The organism is Sphingomonas sp. CBMAI 2297 (genome assembly GCF_029870595.1).
Taxonomy (GTDB): Bacteria; Pseudomonadota; Alphaproteobacteria; order Sphingomonadales; family Sphingomonadaceae; genus Sphingomonas.
Map to the genome: position 1 here is coordinate 1 of NZ_JAPDIR010000003.1, position 18,742 is coordinate 18,742.

General features: G+C 67.3%; 9 protein-coding genes. 3 read left to right on the forward strand and 6 right to left on the reverse strand.

Annotation, left to right across the window (positions count from 1 at the left end; translation table 11 throughout):
- Positions 1 to 15: 15 nt before the first annotated feature.
- Positions 16 to 285, reverse strand: a complete 270-nt coding sequence (locus tag OMP43_RS05095) for a hypothetical protein (protein WP_280278651.1) — start codon at positions 283 to 285, stop codon at positions 16 to 18.
- A 125-nt stretch (positions 286 to 410) separates the two neighbouring features.
- On the opposite strand from OMP43_RS05095, the gene OMP43_RS05100 reads away from it, so the two are divergent.
- Positions 411 to 2,411 (forward strand): acyltransferase family protein, encoded by a 2,001-nt coding sequence (locus OMP43_RS05100; protein WP_280278652.1) that lies wholly within the window; start codon positions 411 to 413, stop codon positions 2,409 to 2,411.
- Between the two features lie 35 nt (positions 2,412 to 2,446).
- Here the strand turns inward: OMP43_RS05100 and OMP43_RS05105 are convergent, their stop codons facing one another.
- From OMP43_RS05105 to OMP43_RS05125, 5 genes are all read right to left on the reverse strand, one after another.
- The gene (locus tag OMP43_RS05105; RefSeq protein WP_280278653.1) at positions 2,447 to 3,856 is read right to left on the reverse strand and encodes a pitrilysin family protein; all 1,410 of its coding nucleotides are present in this window, start codon (positions 3,854 to 3,856) and stop codon (positions 2,447 to 2,449) included.
- Positions 3,856 to 5,244 carry a pitrilysin family protein gene (locus OMP43_RS05110; RefSeq protein WP_280278654.1) on the reverse strand — a complete coding sequence of 463 codons (1,389 nt, stop codon included), beginning with the start codon at positions 5,242 to 5,244 and terminating at the stop codon, positions 3,856 to 3,858. The genes OMP43_RS05105 and OMP43_RS05110 overlap by 1 nt, the downstream gene beginning before the upstream one ends.
- A 75-nt stretch (positions 5,245 to 5,319) precedes the next feature.
- Positions 5,320 to 6,204, reverse strand: coding sequence for an energy transducer TonB (locus OMP43_RS05115; protein WP_280278655.1), 885 nt, complete (start codon positions 6,202 to 6,204; stop codon positions 5,320 to 5,322).
- Positions 6,205 to 6,292: 88 nt separating this feature from the next.
- Positions 6,293 to 8,236, reverse strand: coding sequence for a CocE/NonD family hydrolase (locus tag OMP43_RS05120; RefSeq protein ID WP_280278656.1), 1,944 nt, complete (start codon positions 8,234 to 8,236; stop codon positions 6,293 to 6,295).
- 114 nt (positions 8,237 to 8,350) lie between these two features.
- Positions 8,351 to 9,667: a hypothetical protein gene (locus OMP43_RS05125; RefSeq protein WP_280278657.1), complete on the reverse strand. Its 1,317-nt coding sequence runs from the start codon at positions 9,665 to 9,667 to the stop codon at positions 8,351 to 8,353.
- 398 nt (positions 9,668 to 10,065) lie between these two features.
- Between OMP43_RS05125 and rpoB the strand changes: the two genes are divergently transcribed.
- Entirely contained in the window at positions 10,066 to 14,247 is a 4,182-nt protein-coding gene (rpoB, locus tag OMP43_RS05130; protein ID WP_280278658.1) for a DNA-directed RNA polymerase subunit beta, read from the forward strand.
- Positions 14,248 to 14,328: 81 nt separating this feature from the next.
- Positions 14,329 to 18,621 carry a DNA-directed RNA polymerase subunit beta' gene (rpoC, locus tag OMP43_RS05135; protein WP_280278659.1) on the forward strand — a complete coding sequence of 1,431 codons (4,293 nt, stop codon included), beginning with the start codon at positions 14,329 to 14,331 and terminating at the stop codon, positions 18,619 to 18,621.
- The last annotated feature ends 121 nt before the right edge of the window (positions 18,622 to 18,742 follow it).

Sequence of the window (18,742 nt, forward strand, 5' to 3'; positions counted from 1 at the left end):
CTTCTTCGCCGGTCACTATCTCGACGAGTTCGCCGAAGCCCATGGCCGGGCGCTGGTGGTCCGCCAGGCGGAGGGCGCGGGACCGATGCTGAAACGTTCGGGGATCACGCCGGGCAGCTGCTGCTGCGGCCGGACGCTTGGCGGCGGGGTGATGATTGGAGCGCGGCCCGGGCTCGGGGCCGGGGCCGGGGCCGGGGCGTCCTGCGCATGCGCGAGCGGCGCGGCCAGCGCCGCCGCCGCGGCGAGGCCGCACAGCAACCCGGTCCTGAGCCTCCCTGCGTTCACCATGATTTTCTGGCCCTCCAAAGATGAACGCCAGCTGCACGCCGCGCCCCGTTCGCCGCAGGACAGGGGCGGATTGTCCCTGCCGGTTCCGTCCCTTACAGGGCGAACGATCTGGGGAGACATTGGTGGCAGGCGAACGAACGGGGCAAGGCCCCGGCTATATTCCGGCGATCGACGGGCTGCGCGCCATCGCCGTCACCTCGGTGATCCTCTTCCACCTCTGGCCCTGGGCCCTGCCCGGCGGCTTCACGGGCGTGGACATCTTCTTCGTCATCTCGGGCTTCGTGGTGACGGGCTCGCTGCTCGGCCGCGAGTTCGCCAGCTTCAGGCAGCTCACCGCCTGGTTCTACGCGCGCCGCCTGATGCGGATCATGCCCGCGCTGATCGCGATGCTGCTGGCCACCCTGTTGGCCGCGCAGCTCTTCATCCCCGATGCCTGGCTGAGCAACAGCCTCGCCCAGGTGGCACGCTTCGCCTTTTTCGGGCTCAGCAACATCGTGCTGGCGACCGACACCGACAGCTATTTCGGCCCGCAGGCAGCCTATAACCCCTTCACGCACAGCTGGTCGCTCGGCGTGGAGGAGCAATTCTACCTGCTCTTTCCGTTCATCCTTTGGTGGCATCACCAGCTCCAGGCCGGGGCGAAGGCGGTGCGGCTGGTGGCCATCCTCTCCGGCCTTTCGCTGCTGCTCTGCGCGGTACTGGCCCTGTTCGCGAACAAATTCGCCTTCTACCTGATCTTTCCGCGCTTCTGGGAACTGGGCGCGGGCATGCTGCTCTGCCTGACCCGCGCGCGCTGGCAGCCCTGGGCCGCGGGCAAGGCGTGGCTGGCACCGCTGGGCGCGCTGGCGATCGCGGCCGGCTTCGCCCTGCCCGAGGGCCCGTTCTTCCCCTTCCCCGGCGCGCTGCTGCCGGTCGCCGGCACCGCGCTCGTCATCATGGCGATCCTGGGCGGCACGGCGCCCCGCGCGCTCGGCGGCCGCCCGATGGTGACGGTGGGGCTGCTCTCCTACTCGCTCTATCTCTGGCATTGGCCGGTGTTCGTGCTGTTCCGCTGGACCGTCGGCCTGCACGCGCTGAAGCTCCAGCTCGCCGCGCTGGCCATCGCGGTGACGCTGGCGATCCTCTCTTATTTCCTGGTCGAGAAGCCGTTGCGCGCGAGCCGCCGGCTGGACGGCTGGCCGCGCGGGCGCGTCGTCACGGCGGCGCTGGCTGCAGTGCTGGCCGCCGCGCTCGGCGGACAGTTGCTGATCGCCGCGCACAACCGCATCACGCTCAGCGTCACCCGCGATCGCTTTGCCTGGTATGCCGAGCCCGGCCGCCCGCTGCCGCTCGACCTCACCGGCTGCACGCCGATCGACGGCGAGGAGCGGCTGGCAGGCGGCAAGGTGACGCTATGGTCGCCGCGCTGCACCCGGCCGGGAAGCTTCACTCTGTTCGTGCCCGCGGACTCGCACGGCCTGGCCTATGCCCCCGCGCTGCGCCGGCTCGTCGCCGAGACCGGCGCGAGCGTGCGGCTCTATTTCCGGCCCGCCTGCCCCTATCTCAAGCTGATCCTGAGCCACGCCGCCCGACCGCGCTGCGCCGGCTGGTACGCGGCGGTGGAGCGCGACATCGCGAGCCGTTCGCGCCCGGGCGACGTGGTGTTCCTGCCGGGACTGCGCGTCACGCGCCTAGCCAACCAGTTCGAGAAGGACCGCGACCTGGCCGGCCGGCACGACGACAGGGTTTCCGCCGCGGCGCTCGCCGAGGCCCAGGAAATCACCCGGCGTCTCGCGGCCAGGGGGGCGCGGCTGGTGCTGGAAGCGCCCAAGCCGGTCTTCCCCAGCCCGGTCTTCCGCTGCACCGACTGGTTCAATCGCACCAATCCCGCCTGTCACGGGCTCACCATCGGGCGCGAGACCATGCTCGAGCGCCGCCGCGATGTGATGCGCGCGATGAGCGTGCTGGCCGCCGGCCAGCGCAGCACGATCCTCTGGGATCCGTTGCCGATCTTCTGCCCCGGCCGGACCTGCGAGGCGGTGCCGGGCGGCCGCCCGCTCTTCTTCGACGGCGACCATCCGAGCGGGCTCGGCAACGACCTGATCTATGCCGATCTGAAGCGGACGATCCTGGGCGTGCGGTAATTGGACTCCCCTCCCTGGCAGGGAGGGGAAGCGTGCTAGGGCACCGTCACCGTGGTCATCGGCAGGTTCGCCAGCTCGGGCTGGGCCTTGAGCTGAGGCACGACCGTCTTGAGATCGCCGACCACCACCAGGGTGAGCTTGCCCAGCGGATAGCCGGCATTGGCCGACGCCATCATCTGCTCCGGGGTCACCGCCAGCACCGCGGGGACATAGCGCTCCGTCCAGTCGCCCGGCAGGCCGAGCAGGTCGCGCGTCGCCAGCGTGCCGACCACTGCGCCCGAGGTCGAGTTCGAGATCGCGAACAGGCCGGCCAGATAGGTGCGGATGCCCTTGGCCTCCTCGGCCGGCACCGGTTCGGTCTGCATCCGGCGGATCTCCTTGAAGACCTCCTTCAGCGAGTCGCCGGTATGCTCGGTGGTCACGTCCGCCTGGAAGGTCCACAGCGCCTGTTCGGGAGTGAATTCCACATCGGAATCGGGCGAATAGGTATAGCCCTTGTCCTCGCGGATGTTGCGCGTGATCCGCGAGCTGAACGCGCCGCCGAGCAGCGCATTGGTCACGCGCTGCGGAATGTCCGCCTCGGTGCCCGCGCGGTTCGCGTCGAAGCTCAGGCGCAGCGTCGTCTGCGGCGCGCCGGGCCGGTCGACCAGCACGATCCGCGGGCCAGGCTGGTGCGGGCTTTGCAGCCCCACGGCGTCGGGGCCGGCCGCCCAGCCGGCAAACGCCTTGTCGATCGCCGCCTTCACCGCCGCCGCATCGAACCGGCCGGCGACGTAGAGATGCGCGCGCTTCGCCCCGAACTGGCCGGCATGGAAGGCCTTGACCTGCGCGATCGTATAGCCCTGGAGCTGCGCCGCGCTCGGGATGATGCGGCCATAGGGATGGTTCGCGCCATAGATGGTGCGGCCCAGCGCGACATCGGCCAGCGTGCCCGGCTGCGAAAGCGCGACCGAGAGCTGGCGGCCGAGATTGGCCTTCACCCGGGCAAGCTCGCTCGCCGGCAGCGTCGGCCGGATCGCCACGTCGCTCACCAGCGCGATCGCGGCCGGCGCATGTTCGGAAAGCACGTTCACACCGACCGAGGTCGACTGCATGCCGGCGCTGACGGCAAGCTGCCCGCCCATCCCGGCCGCGGCGGCGGCGAGATCGGCGGCGGTCCTGCCTGCGGCGCCTTCCTTCATCAGCGCCCCGGTGACCTCGGAGAGCCACACGGCATCGCCTTCGTCGACCGCGCCGGCGCGCACGCGCAACGACACGACCGCCTTGGGCGCGATGCCATAGGGGATCAGCGTGACCTGCAGCCCGTTGGGCAGCGCATAGGTCTCGGTCGCCGGCAGCCGGAACGGCTTGGGATCGGCGATCGGGGGCGCCGGCGGGAAATTGTCCTGCGCCAGCGCCGGTGCGGCGGCCAGCACGGCCACGAATGCGAGGAGCGCGCGCTTCATCACTTGCCTCCCTTGGGCTGGGCGCCAGGCTCGATGACATAGACCGAGCGGTTGGTCTTGCGCAGATATTCCTGCGCGGTCTTCTGGATCAGCGCCGGCGTCACCTTGGCGAAGCCCTCCTCGATCCCGTTCACCGCGGCGGGATCATTGTCGAACAGCGCATAGACGGCGAGCAGGTCGATCAGGCCGACCCGGCCGCCCCCGTCGATCGTGCCGTACAGCTCCGAGCGCATCTTGGTGCGCGCGCGCTGCAGCTCGGCGGCGCTGACCGGCTTGGCACGCAGCGCCTCGATCACTTCGTCCACCGCCTGGGTGATCTGCGCGGTCGAATGCGCCGTGTCGTGCGTGAAGCTGAAGCTCCACAGCATCGGCCCGCGATAGTTGAACATGTTGCCGAGATCGCCGTTGATCCCGCCCGAAAGCTCGCCGGCGATGCCAGTGTCGGAGACCAGCTTCTTGAACAACCGGCTGTCGTCGCCCTGGAGCAGGATCTGGTCGATCAGCCCCATCGCGTACCATTCGGGCGTGCCGCGCGCCGGCACGTGATAGCCCGCGGCATAGCCCGGTTTGGGCGCGAGCGCGTCGACCCGGCTCTTGAACTTCTCGGCAGTCTGGCGCGGCTCGGAGATGTCCGGCTGCTTGACCGGCGCGGCCGAGGGGATGGGCGTGAAATACTTCTCCACCATCGCCCGGGTCGCGGCATAGTCGATATCGCCGGCGATCACGAGCACGGCGTTGTTCGGCCGGTAGAACTCCTTGGAGAAGGCCTGGGCGTCCGGCACCGTCGCCGCCTCGATCTCCTTGAGATCGCCGTAGAAATTATGGCTGTTATACCAGTTGACGTTCGCCAGCATCGGCAGGTCGATCCACGGCCAGGTGCTGTAGGGCTGGTTGAGGACGTTGACCTTCACTTCGTTGCCGACCACGCCCTGCTGGTTCTTCAGCACCACGTCGTCGATCACTGGATTGGCCATGCGATCGGCCTCGAGCCATAGCATCCGCTCGAGCGCACCCGAGGGGACGATCTCGAAATAATTGGTGAAGTCGAACCGGGTCGAGCCGTTGTTGATGCCGCCGGAATTGGTGATCGTCGTATCGAACACGCCCTTGGGCGCATGCTTCGATCCCTGGAACATCAGATGCTCGAACAGGTGCGCGAAGCCGGTGCGGTCCTTGGGCTCCACGCGGAAGCCGATGCCGTAATAGACGCCGACCGTCACCGTCGGCGCGATCGTGTCCCGCGTCAGCACCACCCGCAGCCCGTTGGGCAAGGTGAAATATTGCGTGTCGACGTGCAGCTTGTCCGCCGCCGCGGCGCCGGTCTGGGCATGCGCCGCCGCCGGGAGCGCCACCGCCGCAAGGGCAAGCGCCAGGCTCAAATGCTTCATCGTTCTGGACCCCCTGGGACTCGGGAACTGTATTGCAAGGTTAGTACGGCAATGGGCATCGGGCACAAGAGCGGATCAGGCCAGCCAGTGCACCTTGCAGACCCAAAAGGACCGCATCGGCTTGCCCTGCGCGTCAAGCGCGGGCCGGAGCCGGGCGCGCTTCGAGATCGCGCGGCAGGTGATGTCGGCGAAATCGTCCGGATTGGTGCGCGCGAGCACATAGCAGCCCGCCACCTTACCCTCCGGGTCGACGTCGAGGCGGAACTGCACCAGCCCGTTATGCCCCTGGAACAGCGCGCCCGGGGGATAGTCGCCGGAATTGAGCCATCCCTGCGGCTCGGTGACGGGGGAGACGGGCCGCGTCGCCGCGGCCTGCTGGGCCGGGTCATAGCCCCAGCTCGTCACCAGGCTGTCCACGCACTTGCGCATCTCGGCGAACGGCTTGGCCAGCGAGCCGAATTCGAGCCGGACCGCCCGCTTGCCGCGAATGTCGAGCGTCACGCCGGTGACCCGCGCCTCCTGCTCGGGCGCCAGCGGCGGCGAGGCTTCCGCCGGCTCCCTGGTCCAGCCCTTGCTCCGCCAGCCATCGAGCCGCATCCCGCCGAAGAAGACCGCCTTGAGCTTGCCGACATTGCCCGAAAGCCCGTCGATCGCGATCGGTTTCCCGCCAAGGCCGAAATCGGCCGTCCCCTCGACCTTCACGGCGTTCATCCCGAAACGGTCGCCGAACACCGACAGGTCGAAAGCATCGCCCGGCTCGTAGCGGACGAAGCGCACCACCACGCTCGACTTGCCCTCGCCCATCTGCGCGGCGAGGTTGCAGGCATCGCGACTATAGTCGACCAGCCATTTGCCTTGCCGCGTGAGCGTCTCCACCGGCTTCCCGTCAGCCGGCCCGGCCGCGAACGCCGGCGCGCCGGCACCGGCAAGCGCCAGGCAAAGAAACAATGTCCTGATCATCGACCTTCCCCCCGAATTGCCGGGCATTGATCTCAGCCACATGTGTCCGGAGCGTTACGGCCGCCCGTAACGCTCCGGTCCGGTTCGATTATTTCTGCACGTTCGCCGACTGGTCGAGCGGCACCACCGGCAGCAGCACGCTGCTCGACTGGGCGCCGCCATACATCAGCGTCACCGTCGCCTTCTGATAGTCCCCGGGCTTGGCGAAGAAGATGTTCGGCACGAACTTCTGCGGGTTGCGATCATAGACCGGGAACAGGCTCGACTGGACCTGCACCATGATCCGGTGGCCCGGCTGGAACACATGGTTCACCGTCGGCAGGCGGAACTTGTATTCCTGGACCTTGTTCGCCGGGATCGCGGTCGGATGCTCGAACGAGTCGCGATAGCGGCCGCGGAAGATGTCCATCGCGATCGGGAGCTGGAACCCGCCCATCTCCTTCTTGGTGACATAGTCGTCGGGATAGACGTCGATCACCTTGACCACGAAGTCGCCATCGGTGCCCGTGGTCTTGGCGAAGATGTCCGCCAGCGGCGCGCCCGAGACGCGGACCGGCGCGGTGAGCGGCTCGGTCATGTAGGTCATCACGTCGGGCCGCCCGTCGACGAAGCGCTGGTCGGTGACGAGATAGGTCGACCAGCGGCCGTCCTGGAAGTTCACCGGACGCGGCAAATGCGGCACCGGCTTGGCCGGATCGGAGACATAGGAATCCGAGCCGGCGCCCGGCTTGTCAAAGCCCAGCCCCTCGGCCGGCTTGAGATAGATCGGCGTCAGCCTGGTGCCGCAGCCGTCGTCACAGGCCAGCGGCCATTTGCTCAGATAGTCCCAGCGATTTTCGCCGGTATTGTAGAAGCTCGCCTTGGCCGGAGTGAAAGGCGGCGCGCCGTCCTTCAGATAGGCGTTGAAGAACGGGAGCAGGATGTCGCGGCGCGCCTGGAGCGCGGTGTCGCCCTCGAAGGCGAGCTGGCCGAGCGTCGAGCCGTTATAGTTGAAGCCCGAATGGCGCCACGGGCCCATCAGCAGGAAGTTCTTGTCGGCCTGCGGCGTCTTCTGCAGCGCTTCCCAGGCATGGATCGCGCCGTACATGTCCTCATGATCCCAGATGCCCTGCTCCCAGAGCGTCGGGATGTTCGAGGGGTTCGCGGCGAGCAGCTTGTCGAGCGCCTGGCCCTGCCAGAAGGCGTCATAGGCCACGTGCTGGCTCATCTTGTTCCAGGCGGGCAGCTGGTCATAGCCGAACTGCTTGGCCCAGTCGCCCGCGCTGCCCACACGGCGGAACGTATCGTAATCGTCCCAGTCCGGGCGCGGCGGCGCCTTGCCGGCGCCCTTGTAGCCGGTCTGGGCGCCGATCCAGCCGATGTTCGCCAGGCGGAAGGCGCCGTGGTGGAACCAGTCGTCGCCCATCCAGCCGTCGATCATCGGGCTCTCGGGGGCGGCGACCTTGAGCGCGGGGTGCGGGCCCATCAGCGCCATCACCACCGTGAAGCCCTCATAGGAGGAGCCGAGCATGCCGACCTTGCCGTTGGTCTCCGGCACGTTCTTCACCATCCAGTCGATCGAGTCATAGGCGTCGGTGATGTGATCGACCTTGGTGGGGTTGAGCGGGCCGACCGGCGGGCGGGTGATCACATAGTCGCCCTCCGACTTGTACTTGCCGCGAATGTCCTGGAACACGCGGATATAGCCCGCCTTGACGAACACCTCGTCGCCTTCGGGCAGGGTGTTGATCATCTTGCCGCTCTCGGTGCGGACGACACGGCCGGCGGCGTTGTAGGGCGTGCGGGTGAACAGGATCGGGGCGTTCTTCGCGCCCTTCGGGATGATCATCACCGTGTAGAGCTTCACCCCGTCGCGCATCGGGATCATCACTTCGCGCTTGATGTAATCGGCCGGCAGCGCGGGCGGATTGAAGTTGGCGGGGATGTCGTTGAAGGCCGGCGCCGCCCCCGGCGCGGGGCTTTCCTGCGCCTGGGCGGCGGCGGTGGCGAGGAGGGCGGTTCCAGCGGCGAGCGCGAGCAGCGACTTCTTCATGTGATGTTATCTCCCTGAGGATGGCGTTCGATAGGCCCAAAACCGCGTGCATGAAAAGAGCCCGCCCCTCCCTTTCGGAAGAAGCGGGCTTCGATGTCCCCGATGTTTCGGGGATCAGGCGTGCTCGGGCTGGCCGTAGAGCTCGGCGGCGAGATCTTCGGTCATATGCGGGCGCGAGGCGCCGATCCCACCGATGCCGCCTTCATAGGCCGGGCGGCCGATCCGGAACGCGGCGGCGGTGCGCGCCTCGCTGCCGTCGGGCAGCGTATAGCGGGCCTCGGCGACCACCACCGGGTTGAACACGCGGCCGAGATCGCCCTTGGGCACCGCGAGATGCGCGTCGACGCGAGTGCCGTCGCCCGGATCGATCGAGACCGGCGGCACGATCGTCTCGCTGCGGCGCTCGGTGAGCATCCGCTCCATTTCCGTGCCCTCCGCCTCGTCGGCGAGCATGAAGCTGGAGATGCGGACGTTGCGCGCCGCGGTATCGCCGGCATTGCCGACGGTCAGCTCGAAATCGACCATCGCCTCCTCCTCGGTCGTACCGGCGCTCACCGGGCGCAGGCCGAGCTCGATCCACGGGCGGTGCGAGACCGGGGCGGTCGCGTCGGCGACGCCGGCGAGATCGTCCTTGCCCGCTTCGGAGATCTCCGCCTCCTGCTCGGTGGCAACCGGCTCGATCGCCGACGGAACCGCGCGCGGATCGATGCGCGGATCGGCCGGCGGCGCCTGGGCGATCACTGCGGCATCCGGGGCAGCGACCGGCTCGACCACGGGCTCGCGAGTCACGATCGGCGCCGCGGCGACGCGTGCCGGCTCGACATGGGCCGGTTCGGTGGTGACGGCTTCGTCATTGCGGCGGCGGCGCGCAAGCAGGAACGCGGCAAGGCCCGCGATCACCAGCGCCAGCCCGCCGAGCAGCCACGGCCAGGCGATGCCGGTGCTCCGGGTGGTGCTGGTGCTGCTGTCGGCCGTTACCGGCGCGGCGGCCTGGGGCGCAGGCGCGACGTCGACCTGGGGCGGAAGCGGCTCCGGCACCGTCCGGACCGGCGGCGACGGCGGCGTCACCGGGGTTTCGGCGGCCGGGGCGGCCGGCGCCGCCTGGCGCACCGGCGCGGCCTCGCGCGCGGGCACGAGCGCCGTGCGGGTGGTAGCCGTCCGGGCACTGGTGGTGCGCGTCGCGGTGGCGCGGCGCTCGGCCGGCGCGGGAGCATCGGCCGCGGCCGCGCCGCGCTGCTGCTCCTCGACCGAGGGAACCGGCTGAACCACCGGGCTCGAAGGCTGCATCACGATCTGCGCCTGCGGCGCGGGAGCGGGTGCCGGCGTCGTCATGATCGGCGGCGGCGTCACCTGTTGGGGAGCGTCCTGCGCATGGGCAGGCACGGCGAGAAAAGCGGCGCCGAGAAACAGCGCGGCACGGATGGTAGGCATTGCGGGTCTCTCCTTCATATCGCAGGTTCAATGAATGGAACCCGGATTCCGTCGCGAAGGAGGCTCGAAACTGCGGCGAACGGGGCTGCCGCGGCGACGAACAACTGCGTTCATTTGCAGTTAATCGCAGTTTTTCCCAGCACTTACGGCGCGCAAAAAGGTTCCGCCGGCCATTTGACAGAATCCAACAAGCTACCTATATGCCGCCCTCCACCACGGGTCCGGGAAATGATGCGTCGTCGCGCAACGCATCGGGCGAATTGGGGTCGTGGTCTCATAAGACGCTGAAAGCTGCCGAAACCCGAAATGGGAGTCGCGCGGCTTTTTCTGCGTCTTTCCGCGCGTCCCGGCCCTGGACAGGGGCACCGAAATCACGGCTGACGAGGCATTATACACCCATGGCAACCAAGGCGATCGAGGAAGGCGCGCAGACGCGCGCAGGCTCAGGCGGCACGTTCAAGCGCCGCATCCGCAAGGTGTTCGGCGACATCCACGAAGTCGTGCAGATGCCGAACCTGATCGAGGTCCAGCGCGAATCCTACGAACAGTTCCTGCGGTCGAACCCCTCGATCGGCTATGTCTCCGGCCTGGAGAAGACCCTGCGCTCGGTCTTCCCGATCCGCGACTTCGCCGGCACCGCCGAACTCGACTTCGTGAACTACGAGCTCGAGAACCCGAAGTTCGACGTGGAAGAGTGCCGCCAGCGCGGCATCACCTATGCCGCGCCGATGCGCGTCACGCTGCGCCTGATCGTGTTCGAGGTGGATCCGGACACGGAAGCCCGTTCGGTGCTCGATATCAAGGAGCAGGACGTCTACATGGGCGACATGCCGCTCATGACCGAGAACGGCACCTTCTTCATCAACGGCACCGAGCGCGTGATCGTGTCGCAGATGCACCGCTCGCCGGGCGTGCTGTTCGACCATGACCGCGGCAAGACCCATGCCTCGGGCAAGTATCTCTTCGCGGCGCGCGTGATCCCCTATCGCGGCTCGTGGCTCGACTTCGAGTTCGACGCGAAGGACATCGTCAACGTCCGCATCGACCGCAAGCGCAAGCTGCCGGTCACCACGCTGCTCTACGCCCTGGGCCTGAGCGGCGAGGAGATCCTCAACTATTTCTACAACCGCGTGACCTTCGTCCGCGGCCCGAACGGCTGGCAGATTCCGTTCCAGCCGGAAAACTGGCGCAGCGCCAAGCCGATGTTCGACATCGTCGACGCGAAGTCGGGCGAAGTCGTGTTCCCGGCCGGCCAGAAGATCTCGCCGCGCGCCGCCAACAAGGCGCAGAAGGACGGTCTGGAGACGCTCCTGATTCCGACCGAGGAAGTCTTCGGCCGCTACTCGGCCTATGACCTCATCAACGAGTCGACCGGCGAGATCTACATCGAGGCCGGCGACGAAGTCTCGGCGGAGAATCTCGAAAAGCTCGACAAGGCCGGTATCGACCGGCTCGAGCTGCTCGACATCGATCACATCGCCACCGGCCCCTGGATCCGCAACACCCTTGCCGCCGACAAGGCCGAGGAGCGCGAGCAGGCGCTGGCCGACATCTACCGCGTCATGCGCCCCGGCGAGCCGCCGACGCTCGAGACCGCGGAATCGCTGTTCGCCGGCCTGTTCTTCGATCCGGAGCGCTACGACCTCTCGGCCGTGGGCCGCGTGAAGCTCAACATGCGCCTCGACCTCGACGCCGAGGACACGGTGACGACGCTGCGCACCGAGGACATCCTCGCCGTGGTGAAGACGCTGGTCGATCTGAAGGACGGCAAGGGCGAAGTCGACGACATCGACAATCTCGGCAACCGCCGTGTCCGCTCGGTGGGCGAGCTGCTCGAGAACCAGTATCGCGTCGGCCTGCTCCGCATGGAGCGCGCCGTGAAGGAGCGCATGAGCTCGGTCGACGTGTCGACCGTGATGCCGAACGACCTGATCAACGCGAAGCCGGCGGTCGCCGCGGTGCGCGAGTTCTTCGGCTCGTCGCAGCTCTCGCAGTTCATGGACCAGACCAACCCGCTCTCCGAAGTGACGCACAAGCGCCGCGTCTCGGCGCTCGGGCCGGGCGGCCTCACCCGCGAGCGCGCGGGCTTCGAGGTCCGCGACGTCCATCCGACGCACTATGGCCGCATCTGCCCGATCGAGACGCCGGAAGGCCCGAACATCGGCCTGATCAACTCGCTGGCGAGCTTCTCGCGCGTCAACAAGTACGGCTTCATCGAGACGCCGTACCGCAAGGTGAACAACGGCCAGGTGACCAACGAGGTCGTCTATCTCTCGGCGATGGAAGAAGCGAAGCACACGATCGCCCAGGCTTCGGCCGAGGTCGATGCCGAGCACCGCTTCACCGAGGAGCTGATCTCGGCCCGCCAGGCCGGCGAATTCCTGATGGCGCTGCCGGAGACGGTGACGCTGATGGACGTGTCGCCGAAGCAGCTCGTCTCGGTCGCCGCCTCGCTGATCCCGTTCCTCGAGAACGACGACGCGAACCGCGCGCTGATGGGCTCGAACATGCAGCGTCAGGCCGTGCCGCTGGTGAAGGCGGAAGCGCCCTTCGTCGGCACCGGCATGGAAGAGACCGTCGCCCGTGACTCGGGCGCCGCGATCGCCGCGCGCCGCGGCGGCGTGGTCGACCAGGTCGACGCGACCCGCATCGTCATCCGCGCGACCGGCGAGGTCTCGGCGGAGGAGAGCGGCGTCGACATCTACACGCTGATGAAGTTCGAGCGCTCGAACCAGTCGACCTGCATCAACCAGCGTCCGCTGGTGAAGGTGGGCGAGACGGTCAACGCCGGCGACATCATCGCCGACGGCCCCTCGACCGAGTTCGGCGAGCTGGCGCTGGGCCGCAACGCGCTCGTCGCGTTCATGCCCTGGAACGGCTACAACTACGAAGACTCGATCCTGATCTCCGAGCGGATCGTGAAGGACGACGTGTTCACGTCGATCCACATCGACGAGTTCGAAGTGATGGCCCGCGACACCAAGCTCGGGCCGGAGGACATCACCCGCGACATCCCGAACGTCGGCGAGGAAGCGCTCCGCAACCTCGACGAGGCCGGCATCGTCTATATCGGCGCCGAAGTGGAGCCGGGCGACATCCTGGTCGGCAAGATCACCCCCAAGGGTGAATCGCCGATGACGCCGGAAGAGAAGCTCCTGCGCGCCATCTTCGGCGAAAAGGCCTCGGACGTCCGCGACACCTCGCTCCGCCTGCCCCCGGGCGTGTCGGGCACGATCGTCGACGTGCGCGTGTTCAATCGCCACGGCATCGACAAGGACGAGCGCGCGCTGGCGATCGAGCGCGAGGAGATCGAGCGCCTGAAGAAGGACAGCGACGACGAGCGCAACATCCTCAACCGCGCGACCTGGTCGCGCCTGCGCGAGATGCTGCTCGGCCAGGTCGCCACGGCGACGCCGAAGGGCCTGAAGAAGGGCTCCGAGATCGACGCCGACCTGCTCGACAGCGTGGATCGTCACGAATGGTGGAAGTTCGCCGTTCAGGACGACAAGGTCCAGGGCGACCTCGAGGCGGTGAAGGGCCAGTATGACGAGGCCGTGAAGCGCATCAAGGAGAAGTTCGAGGACCGCCGCGAGAAGCTGGAGCGCGGCGACGAGCTGCCGCCGGGCGTGCTCAAGATGGTCAAGGTCTTCGTCGCGGTGAAGCGCAAGCTGCAGCCGGGCGACAAGATGGCCGGCCGTCACGGCAACAAGGGCGTCATCTCGCGCATCCTGCCGCAGGAAGACATGCCGTTCCTCGAGGACGGTACCCCGGTCGACCTGGTGCTGAACCCGCTCGGCGTGCCTTCGCGCATGAACGTCGGCCAGATCTTCGAGACTCACCTTGGCTGGGCTGCCCGCAACCTGGGCATGCAGGTCGCCAAGCAGCTCGAGGAATGGCGCGAGAGCAATCCGGACGCGGTGGCGGGCGAGATGCCCGATGCCGTCAAGGATCGCCTCAAGACCGTCTATGGCGATCACTATGCCGCCGAGATCGAGGCGCGCAGCCCCGAGCAGGTGGCTGAGCTGATCCAGAACGTCCGCACGGGCATTCCGATGGGCACCCCGGTGTTCGACGGCGCGCGTGAGGCGGATGTTTCGGACATGCTGGAGCTGGCGGGTCTCGACAGCTCGGGCCAGTCGACCCTGTTCGACGGCCGCACCGGCGACGCGTTCGACCGCAAGGTGACCGTGGGCATCATCTACATGCTGAAGCTCCACCACCTCGTGGACGACAAGATCCACGCGCGTTCGATCGGCCCCTACTCGCTCGTCACCCAGCAGCCGCTGGGCGGCAAGGCGCAGTTCGGCGGCCAGCGCTTCGGCGAAATGGAGGTCTGGGCGCTCCAGGCATACGGCGCTGCCTACACGCTGCAGGAGATGCTGACGGTGAAGTCGGACGACGTGGTCGGCCGCACCAAGGTCTATGAAGCGATCGTCAAGGGCGACGACACCTTCGAGGCCGGCATCCCGGAGAGCTTCAACGTGCTCGTCAAGGAAATGCGCTCGCTGGGCCTCAACGTCGAACTCAAGTCCGTCGAGGACGCGGAGGACGGCGAAGGCCTGGCCGAGGCGGCGGAATAAGGAACCCTCGGCCCCTGTCTCCCGAAGACAGGGGTCGTTCCCTTCCCGCCCAGAGATTTGTCCTCCCATGAGGAAACAGAAATGAACGAACTTACCAACTTCGCGAACCCGCTCGCCAAGCCGGAGACCTTCGACCAGATCCAGATCGGGATCGCGTCGCCGGACCGCATCCGCAGCTGGTCGTTCGGCGAGATCAAGAAGCCCGAGACGATCAACTATCGCACGTTCAAGCCCGAGCGTGACGGCCTGTTCTGCGCGCGCATCTTCGGTCCGATCAAGGATTACGAGTGCCTGTGCGGCAAGTACAAGCGCATGAAGTACAAGGGCATCGTCTGCGAAAAGTGCGGTGTCGAAGTCACCGTCTCGAAGGTCCGCCGCGAGCGCATGGGCCATATCGAGCTGGCCGCCCCGGTCGCGCACATCTGGTTCCTGAAGTCGCTGCCGTCGCGCATCGGCCTGCTGCTCGACATGCAGCTCAAGCAGCTCGAGCGCGTGCTGTATTTCGAGAGCTACATCGTCACCGAGCCGGGCCTCACCCCGCTCGAGAAGTTCCAGCTCCTCACCGAGGACGAGCTGCTCGACGCGCAGGATGAATATGGCGAGGACGCGTTCTCGGCCGGCATCGGCGCCGAGGCGGTCAAGATCATGCTCATGGATCTCGACCTGGAAGGCGAGCGCAAGGAGCTCCTCGAGGAGCTGGCGGTCACCAAGTCCGAGCTGAAGCCGAAGAAGATCATCAAGCGCCTGAAGGTCGTCGAGAGCTTCATCGATTCGGGCAACCGCCCCGAGTGGATGATCCTCGACGTCGTTCCGGTCATCCCGCCCGAGCTGCGCCCGCTGGTGCCGCTGGACGGCGGCCGCTTCGCGACCTCGGACCTGAACGATCTGTATCGCCGCGTGATCAACCGCAACAACCGCCTGAAGCGCCTGATGGAACTGCGCGCGCCGGACATCATCGTCCGCAACGAAAAGCGCATGCTCCAGGAAGCCGTCGATGCGCTGTTCGACAATGGCCGTCGCGGCCGCACCATCACCGGTGCGAACAAGCGTCCGCTCAAGTCGCTGTCCGACATGCTCAAGGGCAAGCAGGGCCGCTTCCGTCAGAACCTGCTCGGCAAGCGCGTCGACTATTCGGGCCGTTCGGTCATCGTGACCGGGCCTGAGCTGAAACTGCACCAGTGCGGCCTGCCGAAGAAGATGGCGCTCGAGCTGTTCAAGCCGTTCATCTACGCCCGCCTGGACGCCAAGGGTCTCTCGATGACCCTGAAGCAGGCCAAGAAGTGGGTCGAGAAGGAGCGCAAGGAAGTCTGGGACATCCTGGACGAAGTGATCCGCGAGCACCCGGTTCTGCTGAACCGCGCGCCGACGCTCCACCGTCTGGGCATCCAGGCGTTCGAGCCGGTGCTGATCGAGGGCAAGGCGATCCAGCTCCACCCGCTGGTCTGCTCGGCCTTCAACGCCGACTTCGACGGTGACCAGATGGCCGTGCACGTTCCGCTGAGCCTCGAGGCCCAGCTGGAAGCGCGCGTCCTGATGATGTCGACCAACAACATCCTGTCGCCCGCGAACGGCAAGCCGATCATCGTGCCGTCGCAGGACATGGTGCTGGGTCTCTATTACCTGTCGATGCTCAAGGAAGGCGAGCCCGGCGAGGGCATGCTGCTGGGCGACATGGCCGAAGTGCATCAGGCGCTCGAGGCCGGCGCCGTCACCCTGCACACCAAGGTGATCAGCCGCGTCCCGCAGACCGACGAAGAGGGCAACCAGTACCTCAAGCGCTTCGAGACCACCCCGGGCCGCATGCTGCTCGGCGAGTGCCTCCCGAAGTCGCACAAGGTGCCGTTCGACACCGTCAACCGCCTCCTCACCAAGAAGGACGTGGGCGACGTGATCGACGAGGTCTATCGCCACACCGGCCAGAAGGAGACCGTGCTGTTCGCCGACGCGATCATGGCGCTCGGCTTCCGTCACGCGTTCCGCGCGGGCATCTCGTTCGGCAAGGACGACATGATCATCCCGCAGCAGAAGGAAGCGATGGTCGACGAGACCCGCGCCCTGGTGAAGGACTATGAGCAGCAGTATCAGGACGGCCTGATCACGCAGCAGGAGAAGTACAACAAGGTGATCGACGCCTGGAGCCGGTGCGGCGACCAGGTGGCGGCGGCCATGATGGACGAGATCAAGGCGGTGAAGCGCTACGAGGACGGCCCCAATGCCGGCCGCGAGAAGCCGATCAACGCGATCTACATGATGGCCCACTCGGGTGCCCGCGGCTCGCAGGCGCAGATCAAGCAGCTCGCCGGCATGCGCGGCCTCATGGCCAAGCCGTCGGGCGAGATCATCGAGACCCCGATCATCTCGAACTTCAAGGAAGGCCTGACCGTCCTTGAATACTTCAACTCCACCCACGGCGCCCGCAAGGGCCTGGCCGACACCGCGCTCAAGACGGCGAACTCGGGTTACCTGACCCGCCGTCTGGTCGACGTGTCGCAGGACTGCGTGATCATGGAGCTGGACTGCGGCACCGAGCGGGCGCTGGAAATGCGCGCGATCGTGCAGGGCGGCTCGACCATCGCCTCGCTTGGCGAGCGCATTCTCGGCCGCACCACGGCCGAGGACGTGGTCGACGCCAAGACCGGCGAAGTCGTCATCCCGACGGGCACCCTGCTCGACGAGGCGGCGGTCGCGAAGATCGAGGCGCTGAACATCCCGGGCATGAAGATCCGCAGCCCGCTGGTCTGCGAAGCCAAGATCGGCGTCTGCGGCAAGTGCTACGGGCGTGACCTCGCCCGCGGTACCCCGGTGAACATCGGCGAAGCCGTCGGCGTCATCGCGGCGCAGTCGATCGGCGAGCCGGGCACGCAGCTGACGATGCGTACCTTCCACATCGGCGGCGCGGCGCAGCTCAACGAGCAGTCGAACCTCGAAGCCCCCGTGGACGGCAAGGTCGAGTTCCGCGACGTTCGCATCATCGAAGACCAGCGCGGCCGCCGCGTGGTGCTCAGCCGTTCGGCCGAGCTGGCGATCCTGGACATGGACGGGCGCGAGCTCGCCGTGCACAAGATCCCGTACGGCGCGTACGTGATGTTCGACGACGGCCATATCGTCTCGAAGGGCGACCGGATGGCCGAGTGGGATCCGTTCACCATGCCGGTGATCACGGAAACCGGCGGCGTCGTGAAGTACCAGGACCTGCTCGAGGGCAAGACGCTCACCGAGCAGACCGACGAAGCGACCGGCATCGCCCAGCGCGTCGTCACCGAGTATCGCGTTGCCAGCAAGTCGAAGGAGGACCTGCGTCCTCGCCTGACCCTGACCGGCGACAACGCCGCCGAGGCCGCCCGCTACATGCTGGCTCCCGGCGCGGTGCTCTCGGTCGAGGACGGTGCGACCGTCCAGGCCGGCGACGTGCTCGCCCGTGTGGCCCGCGAAAGCGCGAAGACCCGCGACATCACCGGCGGTCTGCCGCGCGTCGCCGAGCTCTTCGAGGCGCGCAAGCCCAAGGAGAACGCGATCATCGCCAAGGTCTCGGGCCGCGTCGTGTTCGGCAAGGACTACAAGGCCAAGCGCAAGATCGGCATCATGCCGGACGATGGCGGCGAGGTCGTGGAGTATCTGGTTCCGAAGTCGAAGGTGATCGACGTCCAGGAAGGCGACTATGTCAAGCGCGGCGACAACCTGATCGGCGGCTCGCCCGATCCGCACGACATTCTCGAGGTGCTCGGCATCGAGCCGCTCGCGGAATATCTCGTGTCGGAAATCCAGGAAGTCTATCGACTGCAGGGCGTTAAGATCAACGACAAGCACATCGAGGTGATCGTTCGCCAGATGCTGCAGAAGGTCGAGATCACCGAGGCCGGCGACACCACCCTGCTCCCGGGCGAGCAGGTGGACCGTTCGGAGATGGACGAGACCAACGAGAAGCTGGCTCCGGGTCAGGCCCCCGCACAGGGCAAGCCGATCCTGCTCGGCATCACCAAGGCGTCGCTGCAGACCCGCAGCTTCATCTCGGCGGCGTCGTTCCAGGAGACCACCCGCGTCCTCACCGAGGCTGCGGTCCAGGGCAAGCAGGACACGCTGATCGGCCTCAAGGAGAATGTGATCGTCGGCCGTCTCATCCCCGCCGGCACCGGCGCGGGCATGAACCGCCTGCGTGTCGCCGCCTCGAGCCGCGACGCCGCCCTCCGCGTCCAGCAGCGCGCGCTGCAGAACGCGCTGGTGGCGCCGAACTCGGCCGCCGAAGAGCATGCCGCCGAGCTCGCCCGCTCGGTGCGTGACTCGGAAGGCACCGGCAGCGATCCGCTCGCCTCGGTCGTGCCCTCGGGCCATGGCACCGATGCGGACGCCGGCGAATATCTGAACGACGCGGAATAAGCCCCGCGCCCTTCGGGACCGAATGCGAAAGGCCGCCGTCCGGGCAACCGGGCGGCGGTTTTTCTTTGGCCGTTTGGCGCCTGCCGGCACCGATGGGATCAAGGCCGGCAGGCGCCAGGCC

Coding starts and splice junctions, on each gene's coding strand:
- OMP43_RS05105 (WP_280278653.1), bottom strand. CDS start 3,856: ATGAAGCGCGCGCTCCTCGCATTCGTGGCCGTGCTGGCCGCCGCACCG.
- OMP43_RS05110 (WP_280278654.1), bottom strand. CDS start 5,244: ATGAAGCATTTGAGCCTGGCGCTTGCCCTTGCGGCGGTGGCGCTCCCG.
- OMP43_RS05115 (WP_280278655.1), bottom strand. CDS start 6,204: ATGATCAGGACATTGTTTCTTTGCCTGGCGCTTGCCGGTGCCGGCGCG.
- OMP43_RS05120 (WP_280278656.1), bottom strand. CDS start 8,236: ATGAAGAAGTCGCTGCTCGCGCTCGCCGCTGGAACCGCCCTCCTCGCC.
- OMP43_RS05125 (WP_280278657.1), bottom strand. CDS start 9,667: ATGCCTACCATCCGTGCCGCGCTGTTTCTCGGCGCCGCTTTTCTCGCC.
- rpoB (WP_280278658.1), top strand. CDS start 10,066: ATGGCAACCAAGGCGATCGAGGAAGGCGCGCAGACGCGCGCAGGCTCA.
- rpoC (WP_280278659.1), top strand. CDS start 14,329: ATGAACGAACTTACCAACTTCGCGAACCCGCTCGCCAAGCCGGAGACC.